Raw genomic sequence first — 19,613 nt, forward strand, 5'->3', positions numbered from 1 at the left:
GAAGCTCAGGCCTTCTTGCCGACGTGCGCGATCGACGCGATCTCGACCAGTGCGTCCGGCTTCACAAGGCCGCACTGGATGCAATAGCGCGCGGGCTTGGTGCCGGGGAAGAACTCGGCGTACACCGCGTTGATCTTCGCGTAGTCGGCCCAGTCCTTGAGCATGATCTGGTTGAAGGTCACGTCGTCCATGGTGCCGCCGGCGGCCTCGACCACGCCCTTGATGGTGGTGAGCACGTGCCTTGCCTGCGCACTCGCGTCGCCCACGTGCACCACGTTGTTGTCCTTGTCGAAGGGGAGCGTGCCCGACACGTAGAGCACGCCGTCGGCGAGCGTGCCGGGAACGAAGGGGGCGATGGGAACGCCGGTGCCGGGAGGGATGATGGCTTGCTTGGGCATGGTGCAGAGTCTTTGGTGAAGAAGATGGGAAGGGAAATCAGGCAATGGCCGCTTCGGCTGGAGCGGACTGGTTTGCAAGCGAAGGCGCGAAGGTGCTGCAGAAGTGCTCCGTCGTGGACACCCAGCCGAAGAAGGTCTCGACGTTGTAGACCGATGCCGTCTGGATCGCAGGGCCGCCGAGCTCGTGCGTGGCGTCCTCGAGCATCACGGCAAAGTATTCGAGGTGGAAGGCATCGCGCAGCGTCGACTCGACGCACACGTTGGTGGCGATGCCGGTGAACACCAGGTGGCGGATGCCGCGCGAGCGCAGCGTGCTGTCGAGCGTGCTGTTGAAGAAGCCGCTGTAGCGGGTCTTGGGCACGACGATGTCGCCGGGCCGGGGCTTCATCTCTTCGATGAGCTCGTAGTCCCAGCCGCCCTTGGCGAGGAACTTGCCCTGCAGCTCGGGCCTGGCGCGCATGGTCTTGAGCGCGTTCGACTTGTGCCAGTTGGGCGAGCCGGGGCCGCCGGCTTCCACGTAGTTCGCGTCCCAGCCGTTCTGCAGGAACACGACCAGCATGCCGGCCGCGCGCGCCGCCGCGATGCTGCGCGAGATGCTGGCGATGGTGCCCTGCGCGCCGGAGATGTCGAAGCCGGCCGAGTCGACGTAGCCGCCGATGGAGGCGTAGGCGTTCTGCATGTCGACGACGATCAGCGCGGAGTCGGTGGCGTGCAGCGCCAGCGGTTCGGGCCGCGCGGGCAGTATCAGCGGCGCGGGCGCACCGGGGGCGCGCGGCGCGCCGACGGGCGTGTTCGAGGTGAGGGTGGTGTTGCGTGCCGGAGTGGTCATGTGGCGCTCCTCCTCAGGCCGCGAGGCGCTCGGGCACTGCCTGCGTTGGCACGGGGCTCTGCACGTGCGCGCGGCTCTTCATCAGCGGCTGGATGCGCTCGCCGAAGGCTTCCACGCCCTGCACGAAGTCGTCGAAGGTCAGCAGCACGCCTTCGGTGCCGGGCACCTCGGCCACTTCGTCGAGCATGCGCGCGACGCTCTCATAAGAGCCGACGAGCGTGCCCATGTTGATGTTCACGGCCGAGGTCGGGTCGGCCATCTGGCGCACGTTGGTGTCGGCGCCCGACTTGGTATCGGCCGCGCCCTGCTGGCCCAGCCATGCGATGGCTTCGTGATCGGCGCCGGCCTTGTAGTGCTCCCACTTGGCGCGCGCGGCCTCGTCTGTCTCGTCGGCGATCACCATCATCAGCACGTAGGTCGTGACCTTGCGGCCGGTCTTCGCGGTGGCCTCGATGAGCTTGTCGGCCGCGGGTGCGAAGGCCTTGGGCGTGTTCACGCCCTTGCCGAAGCAGAAGTTGTAGTCGGCGTACTTCGCCGAGAACTCCATGCCGGCGTCGCTCTGGCCGGCGCAGATCACCTTCATGTCGGCCTGCGGGCGGGGGCTGAGGCGGCAGTCGTCCATCTTGAAATGCTCGCCCTTGAAGTCGGACTGGCCGCTGCCCCAGAGGTCGCGCAGCACCTGGATGTATTCGGACAGGTACTGGTAGCGCGTGCCGAAGAACTGGTCGCCGGGCCACATGCCCATCTGCGAATACTCGGGCCGCTGCCAGCCGGTGACGAGGTTGAGGCCGAAGCGGCCGTTGGAGATGGAGTCGATGGTGGACGACATGCGCGCCACGATGGCCGGCGGCATCACCAGCGAGGCGGCGGTGGCGAAGAGCTTGATCCTGCTGGTGACGGCTGCAAGGCCGGCCATGAGCGTGAAGGACTCCAGGTTGTGGTCCCAGAACTCCGTCTTGCCGCCGAAGCCGCGCAGCTTGATCATGGACAGCGCGAAGTCGACGCCGTAGCGCTCGGCCGACAGTGTGATCTGCTTGTTGAGTTCGAAACTGGGCTTGTACTGCGGTGCGTTCTCGGAAAGCAGCCAGCCGTTGTTGCCGATGGGAATGAAGATGCCGACGTTCATTGGAAGGGCTCCTGTTGCGGGTTGGGAGGCTCCTTGCATGCACCGTGCCAGTTGAATAAGTCTTTTCAGATCAACGGCTTACGGAAATTCCGTGTTTTTCTTTTGACCATTTGGTCCAAAACGGAGCAGAAGATTCGGCCGGGCTGCGGCACCGCGGTGCGGCCGGAGCCAAACCGGTGCAGTGCCCGCGTCACGGAGCGCACGGCAGAATCACGCCATGCCCAAGACTCCACTCCGCGCCGCCGCGGCCATCGGCGGCACTGCCGACGACGTCGAGGCGGCTTTCTACGAAGCGCTGCAGCGCGGCGACATCGACGCGCTGATGGCCTGCTGGGCCGACGAGGACGAGGTTTTCTGCGTGCACCCCGGCGGCCCGAGGCTGGTGGGGGCCGTGGCGATCCGCGCGGCCTTCGAGCAGATGTTCGGCAACGGCGCGATCCACGCCATGCCCGSGCGGGTGCGCAAGATCGAGTCGCTCGCCAGCGCCGTGCACAACGTGCTGGAGCGCATCGAAGTGCTCACCGCCGAGGGCCCGCGCCATGCCTTCGTGCTGGCCACCAACGTCTATCACAAGACCGCGCAGGGCTGGCGCATGGTGGCGCACCATGCGAGCCCCGGCAGCGCGCGCGAGCCGGACGATGCGAACGATCCGCCCCAGACGCTGCACTGATGCTTTCTCAGGTCGCTTCCTTCTCCCCGTCTGCTCCTGCCGGAACATCCCTCCAGGGGATGGGCTACGCCGCGCCGCGATGGCTGCCCGGCGGCAACCTGCAGACCATCTGGGCGGCACTCTATGCCCGTCGCTTCGACGGGCCGGCACCGGTGTACCGGCGCGAGCGCTGGCCCACGCCGGACGGCGACTTCATCGATGTCGACTTCATCGACGCGCCGATGCCCGGCGCGCGGCCGCTGCTGGTGCTGTTCCACGGGCTCGAAGGCTCGTCGCGCAGCCACTATGCCGAAGCCTTCGCGGCCTTCGCGGCATCACGCGGCATGGCCTTCGCGGTGCCTCATTTCCGCGGCTGCAGCGGCGAGATGAACCTCGCGCCGCGCGCCTACCACTCCGGCGACTTCGAGGAGATCGGCTGGATTCTCACGCGCATGCGCGAGCAGCACGCGCAAAAGGGCGGCGGCCCGGTGCTGGCGGCGGGCGTGTCGCTGGGCGGCAATGCGCTGATGCGATGGGCCTGCGAAGCGGGCGAAACGGCTTCGGGCGTGGTGAGCGCGGTGGCCTCGGTCTGCGCGCCGCTCGACCTCGCGGCGGGCGGCGAAGCCATCGGCAAGGGCTTCAACAAGCTGGTCTACACGCGCATGTTCCTCTCGACCATGAAGCCCAAGGCGCTGGCCAAGCTGGCGCAGTTTCCGGGCCTGTTCGACCGCGAGCGGCTGGTGTCGTCGCGCAACCTCTACGAATTCGACAACGTCTTCACCGCGCCGCTGCACGGCTTTCGCGATGCCGACGACTACTGGACGCGGGGCTCGGCCAAGCCGCACCTGGCCTCGATCCGCGTGCCCGCGCTGGTGGTGAATGCGCGCAACGATCCTTTCATTCCGGCGCGAAGCCTGCCCGGGCCCGGCGAGGTCGGCTCGCACGTCACGCTGTGGCAGCCCGAGCACGGCGGGCACGTCGGCTTTCCGATGGGGCTGCCGCCGGGGCATGTGAGGGGCATGCCGGAGCGCGTCGGCGGCTGGCTGCAGCTTCATGGCGGCGCTTCCGCTGACGGTGGGGGCTTGTCGTCGGAACGAGAATGACGTTATGGATGACATCGTCAAGCAAGCGCTCGCCAAATGGCCCAACGTGCCGCACTGCTACGGCTGGCTGGGCTTGGACGCGCGCGGCAACTGGTACATGCGCGACGACCGCACCCAGGCGCAGGGCCCGTTCCGCAACGCCAAGGGCTCGATGCTGCGGCACGACAAGCTGATCGAATTCATCCACCGCAACTACGAGCATGACGACGAAGGGCAGTGGTTCTTCCAGAACGGACCGCAGCGGGTCTACGTGGAACTGGAGGCCGCGCCACTGGTGTGGCGTGTTGCCGAGGATGCGAGTGGCGGCTTCGCCGTCACAGCCCATACGGGCGCGGTGGTCACGGTGTCGGACTGCCTGCTCGACGAGGACGGCCGGCTCTATCTGGCGTCGCCGCTGGGGCTCGGGCTGGTGCACACGCAGGACGTGGGCATCGCGGCCGAGGCCGTCGAACGGGGCATCTGGACGCCGGAGGCTGCGCAGGCCAGCGAACTGCCCTCGCGCTTCGGCCACGTGCTGAGCCCGGCCGAACGCCACGCGGCCGTTGCTGCTGCGGCCCCGCAAGCCTGAATGGAAAAAGCCGGCGCTGGGCCGGCTTCTTTCTTTTTGCTGATCAGGGAAAACGCTTACTTGGCTGGCGCGCTCGCCGGTGCGGCAGGCGCCGCGCCCGAAGCGCCTTCTGCAGGCGCCGCCGCAGCGGCAGGGCGATCCGGCACGGGGAACTTGGCGCCGCCGGCATTGGCCATGTAGACCACGGCGCGGCCCACTTCGAGGTCTTCGAAGTCGCCGCCACCCTGCGCAGGCATGGCGCCCTTGCCCTTGAGTGCGTGCTCGAGCAGCGTTGCGTAGCCCTGGCCGATGCGCGGGCCCCAGGCTGCTGCGTCGTTCAGGTGCGGGGCTCCGGGAATGCCGGGCGCGCCGTGGCAGGTGACGCATTGGGCCTTGAACACGGCCTCGCCGGTTGCCAGCGGGCGGTTGGCGTCACGGATCTCGATGCTGCCGACCTTCTTGAGGCGTTCGGCCACTTCGCGGTCGCGCGCTTCCTTGGTCACGCCGTATAGCGCCATGCTGTCGCCTTCGGCGGTGCCGGCGGGCTTGTTGCCCGAGACCACGTAGGAGACAAGGCCCACGATGATCAGGATCGGGGCAATGAAGGAAAAAAATACCGCGAGCAGCAGTTGCTTCGGGTTCTTGATCGGCCCGGTGTGGGCTTCTTCTGTGGCCTGGTAATGCGGGTCTGCGCTCATTCGCGTCCTCAATTATCGGGGGCTCGTCGGGGGGCTTTTCCTAACCAACCGGCGATTATAGAGAGAGCCCTTGCCCGCCGGGGCAAGGGAGCACCCTTATGGGACGCCTTGGCGTCTCAGCCCTGTTCGGGACGCCTTGGCTTCTCGTTCCCGTCGAGACGCCAAGGTTTACTTCTCAGCCCTTGCTGGCCGAGGCGTCGTTGCCGCCGTCGCGCGTGGCCCAGCCGCCGCCCAGCGTCTTGTACAGCGTGACCTGGTTCTGCAGCTGCAGCAGGCGCGTCGTCACCGCCGACTGCTGCGCCGCGAACAGCGAGCGCTGCGCGTCGAGGAGGTCGAGCGCGCTGGCGATGCCGTTGCGGTAGCGCAGGTCGGAGAGCTTGAAGCGCACGGCTTCCGCGTCGGCCTGCGCACGCTGCGCGCGCACCTGCTCACCCAGCGTGGCGCGGCCCGCGAGCGCGTCGGCCACTTCGCGGAACGCAGTCTGGATCGACTTCTCGTACTGCGCCACCGCGATCTCGCGTCCGGCCTTGGCCGAGCCGAGCGTCGCGAAGTTGCGGCCGGCATCGAAGATCGGCAGCGTGACCGTCGGCGCGAAGGACCAGGCCTTGGAGCCGCGGTCGAACAGGCCCGAGAACTCGCTGCTCGCGGTGCCGATGGAACTCGTCAGCGACACGCGCGGGAAGAAGTTCGCGCGCGCCGCGCCGATGTTGGCGTTGGCCGCGATCAGCTGCTGCTCCGCCGAGCGGATGTCCGGCCGTTCGGCCAGCAGGTCCGAAGGCAGGCCGGCCGGCACGTCGGGCATCGGCTTGATGCCGTCCAGGCCCTTGACGCCACCGGCGGTGGCATCGGCCGGTACCGGCGCGCCCAGCAGCAGGGCGAGGGCGTTCTCGTCCTGCGCGCGGGTGCGCAGCTGTTGCGCATAGGCGGCGCGCGCGGTTTCCAGTGCCGAGTTCGCCGACTGGAAGTCGAGTTCCGAGGACACGCCGTTGTCGAAGCGCAGCTTCGTGAGGCGCACCGACTCCTCGCGCGTGACCATCGTCTGCCGCGTGATCTCCAGCAGCTCGTCATCGGCCAGCAGGGTGAGCCAGCCGTTGGCGACCGAGGCGATCAGGCTGATCTGCACCGCCTTGCGGGTCTCGTCCGTGGCGAGGTACTGCGCCAGCGCCTGGTCCTTCAGCGCGCGGATGCGGCCGAAGAAGTCGATCTCCCACGAGGTGAAGCCGAAGTTGACGCTGTACTGCGAGGCCACGCTGCCCTGGCTCGGGTCGATCGCCTGGTAGGCGTTGGGACTGGAGCGCGAGCCCGTGCCCGTCAGGCCGAGCGCGGGGAACAGGTTCGAGCGCTCGATCTGGAACTGCGCGCGCGCCTGCTCGATGTTGAGCACCGACACGCGCAGGTCGCGGTTGTTCGCGAGCGCCGTGCGGATCAGGCCCGCCAGGCGAGGGTCGGTGAAGAAGTCCTGCCACGGCAGGTTGGCCGCGGCCTGGCCCGGCGGCTGCGATGGGTCGCCCGGGTAGGTGGTGGGCACCGGCGCCGCGGGGCGCTCGTAGGTCGGGATCAGCGAGCAGCCGGCCAGCAGCATCGCTGCGGCCAGGGCTGTGGGAATGAATTTCTTAGTCATGTTTCGTTTCCTCGGCGGAGATGCCGGCGGCTTCGGCGTGCCGCTTGTCGGCTTCACGCTGGCGCGCGCTGCCCTTGAACAGGCTGCGCACCACCACGAAGAACACCGGCACGAAGATCACGGCCAGCGCCGTGCCCGTCACCATGCCGCCCAGCACGCCGGTGCCGATGGCACGCTGGCTGGCCGAGCCGGCGCCCGAGGCGAGCACCAGCGGCAGCACGCCCAGGCCGAAGGCCAGCGAGGTCATCACGATCGGGCGGAAGCGCAGGTGCGCGGCGGCCAGCGCCGATTCGATCACGCCCTTGCCCTGCGCCTGCAGGTCCTTCGCGAACTCGATGATCAGGATCGCGTTCTTCGCGGACAGGCCGATGATCGTGATCAGGCCCACCTGGAAGTACACGTCGTTCGAATAGGCGCGCAGCATCGTCGCCACCAGCACGCCCAGCACGCCCAGCGGCACCACCAGGATCACCGACAGCGGGATCGACCAGCTCTCGTACAGCGCGGCCAGGCAGAGGAACACCGCCAGGATCGCGAAGCCGTAAAGGATGATGGCCTGCGAGCCGGCGAGCTTCTCTTCGCGCGACTGGCCGGTCCATTCGTAGCCGAAGCCGGCGGGCAGCTGCGATGCGAGCTTCTCCATCTCGGCCATCGCCGCGCCCGTGCTGTAGCCGGGAGCCGCGTCGCCGCTGATGCGGATCGCCGGGTAGCCGTTGTAGCGCACCGTCTGCGTGGCGCCCGTGACCCACTTGGTGGTCGCGAAGGCCGACAGCGGCACCGGCTGGCCCTGCGTGTTGCTGGCGTTCAGCTTGAGCAGGTCGTCGGGCTGCATCCGCGCCGGGGCGTCGGCCTGCACCACCACGCGCTGCAGGCGGCCGCGGTTCGGGAAGTCGTTGATGTAGCTCGAACCCAGCGCGGTCGACAGCGTCGCGTTGATCGCGTCGAAGCTCACGCCCAGCGCGTTGGCCTTGTCGCGGTCGATGTCGATCTGCAACTGCGGCGCGTCTTCGAGGCCGTCGGGACGGACCTGCGCCAGCACTTTGCTCTGCGAGGCCATGCCCAGCAGCTGGTTGCGCGCGGCGATCAGCGCGTCGTGGCCGGCGCCCGCGCGGTCCTGCAGGCGGAAGCTGAAGCCGCTGGCGTTGCCCAGTTCGGGAATGGGCGGCGGGCTCAGCGGGTAGATGAAGGCGTCGCGGATGCCCGAGAGCGCACCGAAGGCACGGCCGGCCAGCGCGCTGGCCGAGTGGGCCGGGTCCTTGCGTTCTTCCCAGTCCTTCAGCGTCACGAAGGCGAGGCCCGCGTTCTGGCCCTGGCCCGAGAAGCTGAAGCCCATCACGCCGACCATGCTCTGCACTTCGGGCTGCTTCAGGATGAAGCCCTCGACCTGCTGCATGACCGACAGCGCGCGTTCCTGCGTGGCGCCCGGGGGCAGCTGCACGTTCACGATGATGTTGCCCTGGTCTTCCTGCGGCAGGAACGAGCTCGGCAGGCGGGTGTAGGTGAACACCACCGCGCCGATGATCGCGGCGTAGATGACGAGGTAGCGCGCGGCGCGGCGCAGCACGCGGGCGACGAGGCTCTCGTAGCCCTTGGCCGTGCGCGTGAAACCGCGGTTGAACCAACCGAAGAAGCCGGTCTTCTCGTGATGGTGGCCTGCTTCGACCGGCTTGAGCAGCGTGGCGCACAACGCCGGCGTGAGCGACAGCGCCATGAACGCCGAGAAGCCGATCGACGCCACCATCACCGCCGAGAACTGGCGGTAGATATTGCCGGTGGAGCCCGCGAAGAACGCGAGCGGCACGAACACCGACACCAGCACCACCGTCACGCCGATGATGGCGCCGGAGATCTGGCGCATGGCCTTGCGCGTCGCCTCGAGCGGCGAGAGCCCCTCTTCGCTCATGATGCGCTCGACGTTCTCCACCACCACGATGGCGTCGTCCACCACGATACCGATCACCAGCACCATCCCGAACATGGTCAGCACGTTGATCGAGAAGCCCAGCGCCAGCAGCGAGGCGAAGGTGCCCAGCAGCGCGATCGGCACCACGATGGTCGGGATGATCGTGTAGCGCCAGTTCTGCAGGAACAGGAACATCACGATGAACACCAGCGCCACCGCTTCCAGCAGCGTCTTGACCACTTCGGTGATGGAGATCTGCACGAAGCGCGAGCTGTCGTACGGAATCGCCCACTTCACGCCCTGCGGGAAGTAGCGCTCTAGTTCGGCCATCTTGGCGCGGATCGCCTTGGCCGACTGCAGCGCGTTGCCGTTGGGCGTGGGCTGCACGCCCACGCCGACCGCGGGCACGCCGTTCAGGCGCGCCGAGGTGGCGTACGACTGGCCGCCGAGTTCGACACGGGCCACGTCCTTCAGCCGCACGGTCGAGCCGTCGGTGTTGGCGCGCAGCACGATGTTCTTGAACTGCTCGACATTGACCAGCTGGCCGTTCACCGTCACCGTGGCCGCGATGGCCTGGCCCGGGATGTTGGGCAGGTCGCCCAGCGTGCCCGAGGACACCTGCGCGTTCTGCGCGCGGATGGCGTTGTTGACGTCGGTCGCCGACAGGTTGAAGCCCTGCAGCTTGGCCGGATCGATCCACACGCGCATCGCGTTCTCGGAGCCGAAGAGCTGGGCCTGGCCCACGCCGACCACGCGCTGCAGCTCGGGCACGACGTTGCGCGCGGCATAGTCGCCGAGCGCCACCGGGTCGAAGTTCGGGTTGTCCGAAGACAGCATCACGAACATCAGGAAGTTGTTGCGCGACTTGTCCACGCGCACGCCCTGCTGCGTCACGGCGGAGGGCAGGCGCGGCGTCGCGCGCGACAGCCGGTTCTGCACGTCCACCTGCGCGAGGTCGTCGTTGGTGCCGGGCTCGAAGCTGATCGTGATGGAGCCGGTGCCATCCGCCTGGGCCACCGATTCCATGTAGATCAGGCCCGGCGAGCCGTTCATTTCACGCTCGATGACGGACAGCACGCTGTCCTCGAGCGTCTGCGCCGAGGCACCGGGGTAGGCGACATTGATGACGATGGCGGGAGGCGCCACCGGCGGGTACTGCGAGATCGGCAGCTGGGTGATTGACACACCGCCCACCACCAGGATGAACAGTGCGATCACCCAGGCGAAGATCGGTCGGTCGATAAAGAATTTGGCCATTTGCGGGCGCGCTCCTGATTACTTCTTCTCGGCCGGGGTCTTCTCGGCGGAGGCGGCAGCCGCGGGCTTGGCTGCGCCGCCGTTGGGGTTCGGCTTGGTCCACGGGACGGCCTTCACCGGCGTGCCCGGCGGCATCATCTGCAGCTTCTGGAAGCCGTCGACCATCACCTGTTCGCCGGCCTTCAGGCCGTCGAGCACCACCCACTGGTTGTCCTTGGCGGCGCTGATCTTGACGGTGCGCTTGCTGATCTTGCCGTCCTTGTCGACCACCGACACCGTGTCGCCCTGCTGGGTGCGCGTGACGGCCTGCTGCGGCACCGTGATGGCGTTGGTGGCCTGGGCCTGCTCGAGCTTCACGCGCACGTACAGGCCGGGCAGCAGCTCGCCCTTGGGGTTGGGCACTTCGGCGCGCAGCGTGACCTGGCCGGTGGTGGAGTCGACCGTGAGGTCGGAGAACAGCAGCTTGCCTTCGAGCGGGTAGTCGGTGCCGTCTTCGAGCACCACGCGGATGGTCGCGGCGTCCTCGCCGCTGGCGCGCTTGTACTGGCCGGCGGCCACCGCGCGGCGCAGCTTCATCGCGTCGGTGGCCGACTGCGTGAAGTTGACGTACATCGGGTTGATCTGCTGGACCACGGCAAGCTCGGTGGCATCGCCCTGGCCCACCAGCGCGCCTTCGGTCACGAGGGCGCGGCCGATGCGGCCCGCAATGGGAGATGTCACGTCGGCATAGCCGAGGTTGATCCTGGCCGTCTGCACGGCGGCGCGGCCGGCCGCCACGTCGGCTTCGGCGGTCTTCTGCGAAGCCACGGCGGTCGCGTATTCCTGCTTGCTCACCGCGTTGGCCTCGACCAGCGGCTTGTAGCGATCGGCCAGGGCCTTGGCCTGCACGGCGTTGGCTTCGGCGCGCGCGAGCGTCGCCTGCGCGTTCTGGGCGGCGGCCACCAGCGGCGCCGGATCGATGCGGAACAGCAACTGGCCGGCCTTCACGTCACTGCCTTCGCGGAATTCGCGCTTGAGCAGGATGCCCGATGCGCGGGCGCGGACCTGGGCGATGCGCGAGGCTTCGAGTCGGCCGGGCAGTTCGGTAACGAGGCCGACGTCGGTCGGCGTGGCCACGATCACGCCGACTTCCGGAGCCGGGTGAGCGCCGCCGCCACCGCCCGCGCCTGCGGGCGCCTCGCTCTTGCCACAGCCCGCGAGGACCAGCAGGACGACGGCGGCCACGGTCGCGAGGCGCGGCGAAAAGGACGATTGACGCGAGACATGCAGGAGAGGCATGCGATTCCTTTGAAGCGAAGACGGGAGATGGCGCGTTCGCGGCGTGAGCCGTAAACCTGTACAGCCAGGGAGGCCATCGGGGAAGCCGGCTAGTTTACATACATTCATGGATGTATAGTGACAGCCGAGCAATGGCCCCACGATACATAGAGGGCGTTGTCTTTACAAATCAGGAGACTTGGTGGCACGTCGTACGAAGGAAGAAGCATTGGCCACGCGGCATCGGTTGCTCGATGCGGCGGAGCTGTTGTTTCAGGCGCAGGGTGTCTCGCAGACCACGCTGCAGCAGATTGCGCAGCGGGCCGGCGCGACGCGCGGCGCCATCTACTGGCACTTCAAGGACAAGGCCGACCTCTTCAACGCGATGATGGAGCGCGTCATCCTGCCGCTGGAGGCCGCGCCGAGGGCGGCCGCCGCGCCCGGCGTCGACGATCCGCTGGCCGAGATCGAGGAGGGCATGGTCCACGCGCTGACCCTCATGACCACCGATCCGCAGGTGCGCCGCGTGTTCGACGTCGCCACCCACAAGGTCGAGTACACGCACGACATGGCGTCTGTGCAGCAGCGCCACCTGGACGCACGCAACGCCTGCGTGACCGATTTCGAGAAGGCGCTGCGCCTGGCCGCGCGGCGCGGCCGCATCAAGCTGCCGGTGCCGGGCCACGTGGCGGCGCAGGGGCTGCATGCGCTGATCAGCGGGCTCATCCAGAACTGGCTGCTCGACCCGGAGGCCTTCGACCTCGTGCCCACCGGCAGGCGCACCTTCAGGGTCTATCTGGCGGGGCTCGGCTTCGCCCGGCCGCAGCCGGTGGCCCCCGCCGCGGCCGAGGCCGAAACAGCCGCCGCCTGATAGGCGATAATGTCGAATTCCGGCGCAAACCGGACACCGATTCCTCGCTGTATTTCAACGGATAGAATTCGGCCCTCCGAAGGCTGAGATCCAGGTTCGATTCCTGGCGGCGGGACCAGCTACCAAGCCGGACACATCCAAAGGTGTCCGGCTTTTTTTATTTTCTCCTCTGGAGAGCGCTATTCTTCGGTCCGATAAGGTCCGAAGAAGTATGCCTCAATCCGACGTATGTTGGGGGTATCTGGAGGGGTATCGAAATGGCGGTTTGGGGGTATGCGAAAACCGGCTCGGGTACCCCTTGGTTAGAGCGGCACAGGCAGCCGTATTTTTCACGTGCGACTGTCCCAAGGTGAACAGCCGATCTGCTTCTAGAGGGCTGTACGCATGGGTATTCAGGCGCGCGCTGGCTGTCCTTCAGAAGGTGTAGTGCATGACGACCTGCATCAGCCATGGGGGCGCTCTCGATTTCTCTCGCACCGCATCTCAGGATGTCCAGTGCCACCGCGTTGCACACGCTAGCGACGGCGGCTTCGGTTAAGGGTTGTCCGATACCTGCCCGTGCAACACCACAAGCCCGAGCACGACAACGGCCTGAGGGCAGGTGTTGGACAAGCCTCTAAGGAGGAAACCGCGAAATGCTCTGCTGGGGACGGGGAAGGCTACGGGCCTATGGGGATTCGGAACGCGTGGCCCAAGTTGGCTCCGACGCAGAGCCCGAGAGACGGCTCCGATGGCGTTGCCGAAGCGCAGTAAATCCAGGCCATCGTTCGCATTGCTCGACGCCAGGACGGTCGACGAAGGGCATCACCGGACTCGAAGACCAGACTTCCTCTCATCGGCCCGATGGCAACAAGGGTCGAAGGTTGGCTGAGCAACTGCGTCGTCATGGCGCTCGGACCTGTGGTGGCGGCGCACGGATCGGCTGCCCGCGAACCAACGTCAGCAAGACGATCATCGCAGCGCCGCAGTGCATGCAGACGAAGGTCGGTTGAGGACGGCATGGCTCGGCATCCAGGCTCGTGATTTGGGGGACGGCGTCAGCCTTCTGCCCCAGTAGTTCGCGGATGCGCATCAGGTTGGCTGTGCGATTGCCGTTGGACAGGATCCCGTAGTGCCGGATGCGATGGAAGCCACTCGGCAGGACGTGCAAAAGGAAGCGGCGCATGAACTCATCGGCATCGAGCGTCATCGTCTTGCGCCGGGTGCGGCCCTTGGCCCGATAGTCCTTCCAACGGAAGGTGACGCTTTGCTCGTCCATCGCTACAAGCCGGCTGTTGGAGATGGCGACGCGGTGCGTGTAGCGAGACAGGTAGGCCAGCACCGCTTCGGGTCCGGCGAACGGTCGTTTGGCGTAGACGACCCATTCGCACTTGCGCAGCGGTGCGAGCCAGTGCGCAAAGGCGCGCGCGTCGGTCAGCGCGGCGAACTCGCCGAAGAACCGCAGGCGGCCCGCGCGATGCAGTTGCCCGAGCGCTTCGAGGAATCGCTTTCTGAACAGGCGCGACAGCACCCGCACGGACAGGAAGAAGCCGGGCTTGCAGGCGACCCAGCGCTCGCCATCCGGTGACAGACCTCCGCCCGGCACGATACCGTGCACATGCGGATGGTGCGTCAGTGCCGATCCCCACGTGTGCAGCACCAGGGTCGCGCCGATGCTCGCGCCAAGGTGCTTGGGATCGGCCGCGATGGTCAACAGTGTCTCGGCGGCCGCATCGAACAGCAAGGCGTAGATCTGGGCCTTGTTGTAGTAGGCGATGGCACTGATCGGCGCCGGCAGGGTGAAGACGACGTGGTAGTAGTCAACCGGCAGCAGATCGGCCTGGCGCGCCTGGAGCCAGCGCTGCGCCGCACTCGCCTGGCACTTCGGGCAATGCCGGTTGCGGCATGAGTTGTAGGCGATCTGATCCTGCCCGCAGCCTTCGCAACGCAACACGTGGCCCCCCAGCGCCGCGCTGCGGCACTGCTCGATGGCCGACATGACCTTGAGTTGACCCAGGCTCAGGTGACCACGCTGCGCGTTGCGCCAGCCAGGACCGTGGGTGCGGAAGATGTCGGCGACTTCCAGGGCGCAGTGCGCCATGAAGACGATCTACGCAGACAGCTTCTCCAGCGGGCTGACGACGTCGCGCAGGACTTCGGTAGCCACGTGCGTGTAGACCGACGTGGTCTCCAGCTTCTTGTGGCCGAGCATCACCTGGATCACGCGGATGTCCACCTTCTGCTCCAGCAGGTGCGTGGCGAAGCTGTGGCGCAGCGTATGCATGGTGACGCGCTTGTCGATCTTGGCCGCTTCGGCAGCGTCATGGACTGCCCGGTTGAGCTGGCGCGCGGTCAAGGGATCGACCGGGTTCTGCCCGGGAAACAGCCAACCGTTGGGCAGCATCTTGCCCATCGCATTTGCATATCGCCACCAGGCCCGCAGCCGCTCCAGCAGAACCGGCGAGAGCATCGCATAGCGATCCTTGCGACCCTTGCCCTGCTCGACGCGCAGGGTCATGCGCTCGCTGTCGATGTCGCCGACCTTCAGCGCAACGATCTCACTGACCCGCAGGCCGGTGCCGTAGGCGATGGACAGTGCCGTGTGGTACTTGAGGTTGGTAGCTGCTGCGATAAGGCGTGCGGCCTCATCGCGGCTGAGCACCACCGGCAGCTTCTGGGGCACACGCACGTAGCTCATCCTCTCGACCAGTTCGCCGCGATTGAGCGTGACGTCGAAGAAGAACTTCAGGCCGGTGATGGTGGCGTTGAGCGTGATCGGCGAGACGCCCCGATCGACCAGGTGCAGCTGGAAACGCCGCAGATCCTCCTCGGTGGCTGTGTCGGGGGAGCGCTGAAGGAAGCTCGCGAGGTAGCGCACGGCACGGATGTAGGCAGATTGCGTCTTGGGGCCGAGCTTGCGCATGCGCATGTCGTCGAGCAAGCGCTGGCGCAGCGGTGAAACCGCCGGTGTGGAAGGGATCATGATCGTGCTCCTGTCGAAGAACGAGGCCGATTGCCTCGGTTCTCAACATAGACAGGGGCGCAATGCCTATCCGCACCGCGGCCATTGCGGCGGGCTACCGCGCGAGCGGTTTAGTCCGTAGACTGATTGCGGTCGCTCATGCGCTAAAGATAAGCGACCGCTGTTGTCAGAAGCTGCCCTTGAAGGTCCTAGGTCGCGGTGGTCCCCAATGCTGGCAGTCGGTCTATGCCTGCGAGTCGCCGTACGCACAACGGCGGCCCCCGGTCAAGATTGGGAGCTGCCGCTCGAGGCGCTATCCGTTAATGACAGCGTCACCGGAAACTGGTCGCGGTGCGTTCGCGTAGTCCCATGACGTGGCAGGCCCAGTGGACATGCTCATCTGTGATGCGCGAAATCTCGAAAGATGCGGCGTCAGTCAACGGCGCCCCCGGGGGGCACGGGCGCTTCGTTGACCGGAGCGCTAGCGGCGCGCGCTGTCAAGGCCTCCGCCGTAGCAGGAGCCACGGCGGCAGTGCCGGTGGCTGTGGCTGGAGAGGCGCCTGTCACTGTGCCGTCTGCGACATCCAAAGGCTCTGTAACGTAGGCAATGGCATCCTTGACGTATTGCGGAAGTCTGGCCTGCAGGACCGCTGCAGAGATGGATGAGCCATCCGCGGCGCTCTGTGGAACATCAGCTGGCGCGCCCAAAGCAGACGTTGCGGCAGGGCTTTGAAGACTAGCCGAGGTGAACCTGGGCGTTGTGTATCAAGTGAGGACCGTAGTCGAGAGGGGATCTTGGCTCAAGGTGCGCGAGACAGAGATGCCGATTCGCTGGCGACTGTCATCCGTGGATGCGCAACCGATCGAGGGCGAAGTGGCGTTTCAAGAATGGTGTCGCTTCTGAGAGCTTCCGTGGATTCAGGAACCACGTCTTCGGCGTGGTTGCAAAAGCGGCGTTGCCTTCGTCCCAGACTGGGCGAACGCGGCAGCTGCCACGCGTTCACAGTAGATGCTTGCCAGATCACCATGGTCAAGCTCGCGCAACCGGGCGATGTCGGGCGCACCAGCCATGAACTCCAGCAGCTTGGCCTTAGGCGTTTTCGTATACGTCGCCATCAAGAAATCGTAGAGGTCAAGGGCCGTGTCGCACTTGCCTTCACGGGAGACTTCGCCAAAGAAGGTCTCAGGATGCTGACGCCACGCAGCCATTTCTGCATCGGACAGAGGGCAGCTCACGATGAACGAGCGCCCATCGTCCAACTGGACAGCACATGTGGCCGACATTTCTTGCTCTACCACTACGCCGGATGTCAGAACGCCCTCAACTTCTTCACCGTCAGGACCCGGTACGAGCAATCTGCTTCCGATCATCAAACTGCGGTCGACCGTCGAAAAAGCGAAGTCCGGTATGTCGCCGTCGAAGGTTGCGGGAATCGTTGAATGTTGACGCATCGAGCGAAGGAGGGCGTGCATCTCGAGATGCGCGCGCCTCGCTTCAATCGCAGCGCGTAATGAATGGTACTGGTGGTCGTTCTTAAACTCTTCGATATGCAAACTGTCGCCCAATGTGATGCAACGCCATTTCGTTTCATTCAGATGGTGCTCCCAGGGCGTGTTGGTGAGGAATACGTAGGCCGGCGGGAGGCGTTGAGCTTCTGGATCGAACTCCTCGAAGCGACGAAGAAGCTCAAATCCGCGCTGCGCATAGAGCGGTATGGCTTCTTCAGTCGAGGGATCTGGGGCATTGAGGTCAATGAAGACGATACGCGGATGGTCAGCTGACTTGCGAAGCGCCCGAACGAGTTGACGTTGCACGCGCCCGCTCTCGGACCTCTTTGCTTCCACCGAGAAGCGCCTACCCGTGCTTGCGTAGGTTGCAACGAACTCGCAATGCGACGATGTGCGGTCGTCTTCGTTCTCAAATTCAAGCGTAAAGCCGGCACGAGCGAGCAGTGCTGCGACCCGCACTTCGTACCGCGCCCCGGGAAACATCTGCTTGCTGCGAAGGCGCTGGATCAGCTTGCTTTGAAGGTCGGCATTGTGGTCGAGGGCATACAGGTCATACGCCAAGTGCAGGTAGGCGGCGAAAGCCCCTGTGGCCGATGCCGTGGCAACTGTGCCTGGTTCCTTAATGAACTGCCGTTGCTGATCGCACAGGAGGTGATACCAAACTAGGATGGGATGGCGCTCGTCCATCGGCCTTTTCAGTTCGGCGGTGCCCCACTCTGACCCAAGCGCGTCCTTTAGGTAGTCCACCAGAAAATCGTGAAAGGTTTTCCACTTCGTGGATGCAAGAATGCGATTGCGCACGGCGACCACTTGGTGTCCGCTGTCAGTCCTGGTGGCAACGATGGGCCTCCCAAGACCTTGCTGAATCATGCGCTGGTGCTCGTTTGCCTCGTGCCTGGCTCGGAGTTGCGGCACTATCGTCATGGCCGCCTGAAGGCGATCTAGGCTACCCAGTGCGCCGTGGCACCGTTTGTATTTCTTCCCGCTGCCGCAGGGGCACGGATCGTTTCGCCCAACCTTCGGCATAAGCGCTCCTAGAAAGCACCACGCCGCGCCATGCGACGCATGCACGCACGCGGCGAGTTAGGAACCTGCTCGCGGCGCGGCAGATAGATTCACATCATGCCTTAGGGGTGAAACCACCGGCAGCGGTTCAGCACTGAGGCGTAGTCTGTCACGGCAGATCAGCTATGTGCGGCTGACCGGAAGTGGTCGTGAGGCTTGAGGCGATCTGCACACCCAACTGGTTGCTTTGCTGCACCTCAGCTTCCCGCCTTCAGCGGCCATTCGCAGGTTGCATCGACCGGTTGAATCCGCCCTGCATAGCCGTCCTTCGTGTGCGCCCGCTTCAGACTGTTGCGAGACCGGGCTACACGCCTGGCTATCTCGCGAATGCACAACCATTCATTTCATTTGCATCTTTTACTCAGAGCAAATCAGCCGGCGCATCATGCCTTGTGCATGTCGTATTGATGCACTTTGGGTCTCGGCTCGACCCACCGGCCGCTCCGGTATCCAACTACTTCAATTGGAGACCCAAATGAAAAAATTCATTCCCAGCGCCATCGCCAGCCTCCTGATCGCCGGGGCAATCTTGCCGGCCGCCGCCAAGGAGAAAGTCGTCGACTGGAGCATCACGGAAGCGGAAGTCCTGGGGGCCCAGCAGGCCTGGTGCAAGGCGCTGGTCGACATCAGCGCTGCGAATTCCAGCGGAGGGCAGCCGGCCGCCAGGGCGCTGGCCGAGAAGGTCATCGACAGCGCTTACGCCTACCAACTGGGCGCGGTGCTGTTCAAGCCGACGCTCACGACATCGCCGCAGACCTTCCGCACCGCTCGCGACGGTGCGCTGGCGTACTTCGTGGGCGGCAACCCTGCCTTTCCCAACGACACCGGCTTCGCCCTGAAGGGCTGGACTAAATGCGAGATTGCCAACAGTGCCGTGCTCATCCACGGCGACGTGGCCAGCACGCTGGGTAACGTGCTGTTCACTGACCCGGACGGCAAGGTCACCACGGTCGACAAGACCTGGACTTTCGTGAAGGACGGTGCCGGCAAGCTGCGCATCGTCGTGCATCACTCGTCGCTGCCGTACGCTGGCCGTTGAACACCGCGTTCGAGTGCCGGCAGGCCCAGGCTCTAGGGCGGCGCCTTCAGGGGGCCTTCATCGGGTGATGACGGCCCCTCGGAGGACCGTCATTGGCGGCTCAAAGGCGCGAATCGGTGGCAGCACGCCGTCGTAGCGCGCGACCTGCACCGCAGTGAGTTGCCCCGCGCAACCCTGCGCCAGCGATGAGGTGCCGATGTCGCGCGTCAACACATTGGGGTTGCCGTGCACGCTTGCACTTCGAGCGGCAGTGGTCAGAGTGGCTGAACGCCTGTCTGTCTTGGGTCAGTAGGCACCCATGTAGTCGCGCTTGCCGATCTCAACACCGTTGTGACGCAAGATGGCATAGGTGGTGGTCACGTGGAAGAAAAACTGCGGCAGTCCATAGTGCAGAAGATATGCGCCTGCAGTCAGCTTCTTTTCCTTGGGGGTGCCGGGGCGCAATACGATCTCGCGGCTTTCGCTGGAATCAAATTGCTCAGGCTTGAAGGAGCCGATATGGGCCAAAGCTTTGGCGATCAACGCTTGCAGGTCGGCGAAGCTGACCTCGGTGTCGGGCCAGGACGGCACCTCGGCACCAGCCAGGCGGGAGGCAATGCCCTTGGAGAAGTCTGCGGCGATCTGTACCTGACGTACCAGCGGAAACATGTCAGGGAACAGCCGCGCCTGCAGCAGCGCATTTGGATCGATATTTCTTTGCGTCGCCTGGCCTTCGGCCTTCTTGAGCACGTCGGACAGGGCGCGCAGCATCTGCTGCATGACGGGAACGGAGGCGTTGTACAGCGGGCTAGTCATGGTGA

General features: G+C 65.6%; 16 protein-coding genes, 1 tRNA gene and 2 pseudogenes. 6 read left to right on the forward strand and 13 right to left on the reverse strand.

Annotated features, from left to right (window positions below; genetic code table 11):
- Window positions 1-5: 5 nt before the first annotated feature.
- Genes rutC through rutA form a run of 3 tightly spaced genes read right to left on the reverse strand, consistent with a single transcriptional unit; the run spans window position 6 to window position 2,353 of the window.
- Window positions 6-398, reverse strand: coding sequence for a pyrimidine utilization protein C (gene rutC / locus QMO14_RS13245; protein WP_019657601.1), 393 nt, complete (start codon window positions 396-398; stop codon window positions 6-8).
- A 37-nt stretch (window positions 399-435) separates the two neighbouring features.
- Window positions 436-1,227: a pyrimidine utilization protein B gene (gene rutB / locus QMO14_RS13250; protein WP_301507673.1), complete on the reverse strand. Its 792-nt coding sequence runs from the start codon at window positions 1,225-1,227 to the stop codon at window positions 436-438.
- Window positions 1,228-1,240: 13 nt separating this feature from the next.
- Window positions 1,241-2,353, reverse strand: coding sequence for a pyrimidine utilization protein A (gene rutA, locus QMO14_RS13255; RefSeq protein WP_301507674.1), 1,113 nt, complete (start codon window positions 2,351-2,353; stop codon window positions 1,241-1,243).
- A 217-nt stretch (window positions 2,354-2,570) separates the two neighbouring features.
- Between rutA and QMO14_RS13260 the strand changes: the two genes are divergently transcribed.
- Genes QMO14_RS13260 through QMO14_RS13270 form a run of 3 tightly spaced genes read left to right on the forward strand, consistent with a single transcriptional unit; the run spans window position 2,571 to window position 4,673 of the window.
- Window positions 2,571-3,023: a nuclear transport factor 2 family protein gene (locus QMO14_RS13260; protein ID WP_301507675.1), complete on the forward strand. Its 453-nt coding sequence runs from the start codon at window positions 2,571-2,573 to the stop codon at window positions 3,021-3,023.
- A 59-nt stretch (window positions 3,024-3,082) separates the two neighbouring features.
- Window positions 3,083-4,105 carry a YheT family hydrolase gene (locus tag QMO14_RS13265; protein ID WP_301507676.1) on the forward strand — a complete coding sequence of 341 codons (1,023 nt, stop codon included), beginning with the start codon at window positions 3,083-3,085 and terminating at the stop codon, window positions 4,103-4,105.
- A 4-nt stretch (window positions 4,106-4,109) separates the two neighbouring features.
- Entirely contained in the window at window positions 4,110-4,673 is a 564-nt protein-coding gene (locus QMO14_RS13270; RefSeq protein WP_301507677.1) for a DUF2946 family protein, read from the forward strand.
- Window positions 4,674-4,729: 56 nt separating this feature from the next.
- On the opposite strand, the gene QMO14_RS13275 is transcribed toward QMO14_RS13270, so the two are convergent.
- The 4 genes from QMO14_RS13275 to QMO14_RS13290 form a co-directional block, all read right to left on the reverse strand.
- Entirely contained in the window at window positions 4,730-5,350 is a 621-nt protein-coding gene (locus QMO14_RS13275) for a cytochrome c5 family protein (RefSeq protein WP_301507678.1), read from the reverse strand.
- 175 nt (window positions 5,351-5,525) lie between these two features.
- Entirely contained in the window at window positions 5,526-6,971 is a 1,446-nt protein-coding gene (locus QMO14_RS13280; protein WP_301507679.1) for an efflux transporter outer membrane subunit, read from the reverse strand.
- Entirely contained in the window at window positions 6,964-10,131 is a 3,168-nt protein-coding gene (locus QMO14_RS13285) for an efflux RND transporter permease subunit (protein ID WP_301507680.1), read from the reverse strand. Before QMO14_RS13285 ends, QMO14_RS13280 begins: the two co-directional genes overlap by 8 nt.
- An 18-nt stretch (window positions 10,132-10,149) precedes the next feature.
- Window positions 10,150-11,409 carry an efflux RND transporter periplasmic adaptor subunit gene (locus QMO14_RS13290; protein WP_301507681.1) on the reverse strand — a complete coding sequence of 420 codons (1,260 nt, stop codon included), beginning with the start codon at window positions 11,407-11,409 and terminating at the stop codon, window positions 10,150-10,152.
- A gap of 178 nt (window positions 11,410-11,587) precedes the next feature.
- Here QMO14_RS13290 and QMO14_RS13295 point away from each other — a divergent pair, with 178 nt between their 5' ends.
- A complete protein-coding gene (locus QMO14_RS13295; protein ID WP_301507682.1) occupies window positions 11,588-12,259 on the forward strand; it encodes a TetR family transcriptional regulator in 672 nt (223 codons plus the stop codon).
- 43 nt (window positions 12,260-12,302) lie between these two features.
- Window positions 12,303-12,377 (forward strand) — tRNA-Arg (locus QMO14_RS13300).
- Window positions 12,378-13,142: 765 nt separating this feature from the next.
- Here QMO14_RS13300 and QMO14_RS13305 read toward each other — a convergent pair.
- The 4 genes and pseudogenes from QMO14_RS13305 to QMO14_RS13320 all read right to left on the reverse strand — a co-directional run.
- Window positions 13,143-14,339, reverse strand: a complete 1,197-nt coding sequence (locus QMO14_RS13305; RefSeq protein WP_301507683.1) for an IS91 family transposase — start codon at window positions 14,337-14,339, stop codon at window positions 13,143-13,145.
- 9 nt (window positions 14,340-14,348) lie between these two features.
- A complete protein-coding gene (locus tag QMO14_RS13310) occupies window positions 14,349-15,221 on the reverse strand; it encodes a site-specific integrase (protein ID WP_301507684.1) in 873 nt (290 codons plus the stop codon).
- Between the two features lie 897 nt (window positions 15,222-16,118).
- Complete coding sequence (locus tag QMO14_RS13315) at window positions 16,119-17,579, reverse strand: hypothetical protein (RefSeq protein WP_301507702.1); 1,461 nt, start codon at window positions 17,577-17,579, stop codon at window positions 16,119-16,121.
- Window positions 17,580-17,666: 87 nt separating this feature from the next.
- A pseudogene (locus QMO14_RS13320) lies at window positions 17,667-17,735 on the reverse strand (SEC-C metal-binding domain-containing protein); the annotation flags it as partial.
- A 514-nt stretch (window positions 17,736-18,249) separates the two neighbouring features.
- Here QMO14_RS13320 and QMO14_RS13325 point away from each other — a divergent pair.
- The gene (locus QMO14_RS13325) at window positions 18,250-18,813 is read left to right on the forward strand and encodes a hypothetical protein (RefSeq protein ID WP_301507685.1); all 564 of its coding nucleotides are present in this window, start codon (window positions 18,250-18,252) and stop codon (window positions 18,811-18,813) included.
- Between the two features lie 57 nt (window positions 18,814-18,870).
- Here the strand turns inward: QMO14_RS13325 and QMO14_RS13330 are convergent.
- Window positions 18,871-19,044, reverse strand: a pseudogene (locus QMO14_RS13330) (hypothetical protein); the annotation flags it as partial.
- A gap of 54 nt (window positions 19,045-19,098) precedes the next feature.
- On the reverse strand, window positions 19,099-19,608 hold the full coding sequence (locus QMO14_RS13335; RefSeq protein ID WP_301507686.1) for a DUF1993 family protein: 510 nt from the start codon (window positions 19,606-19,608) through the stop codon (window positions 19,099-19,101).
- Window positions 19,609-19,613 lie beyond the last annotated feature (5 nt).

The organism is Variovorax sp. CAN15 (assembly GCF_030462475.1).
GTDB lineage: Bacteria > Pseudomonadota > Gammaproteobacteria > Burkholderiales > Burkholderiaceae_C > Variovorax.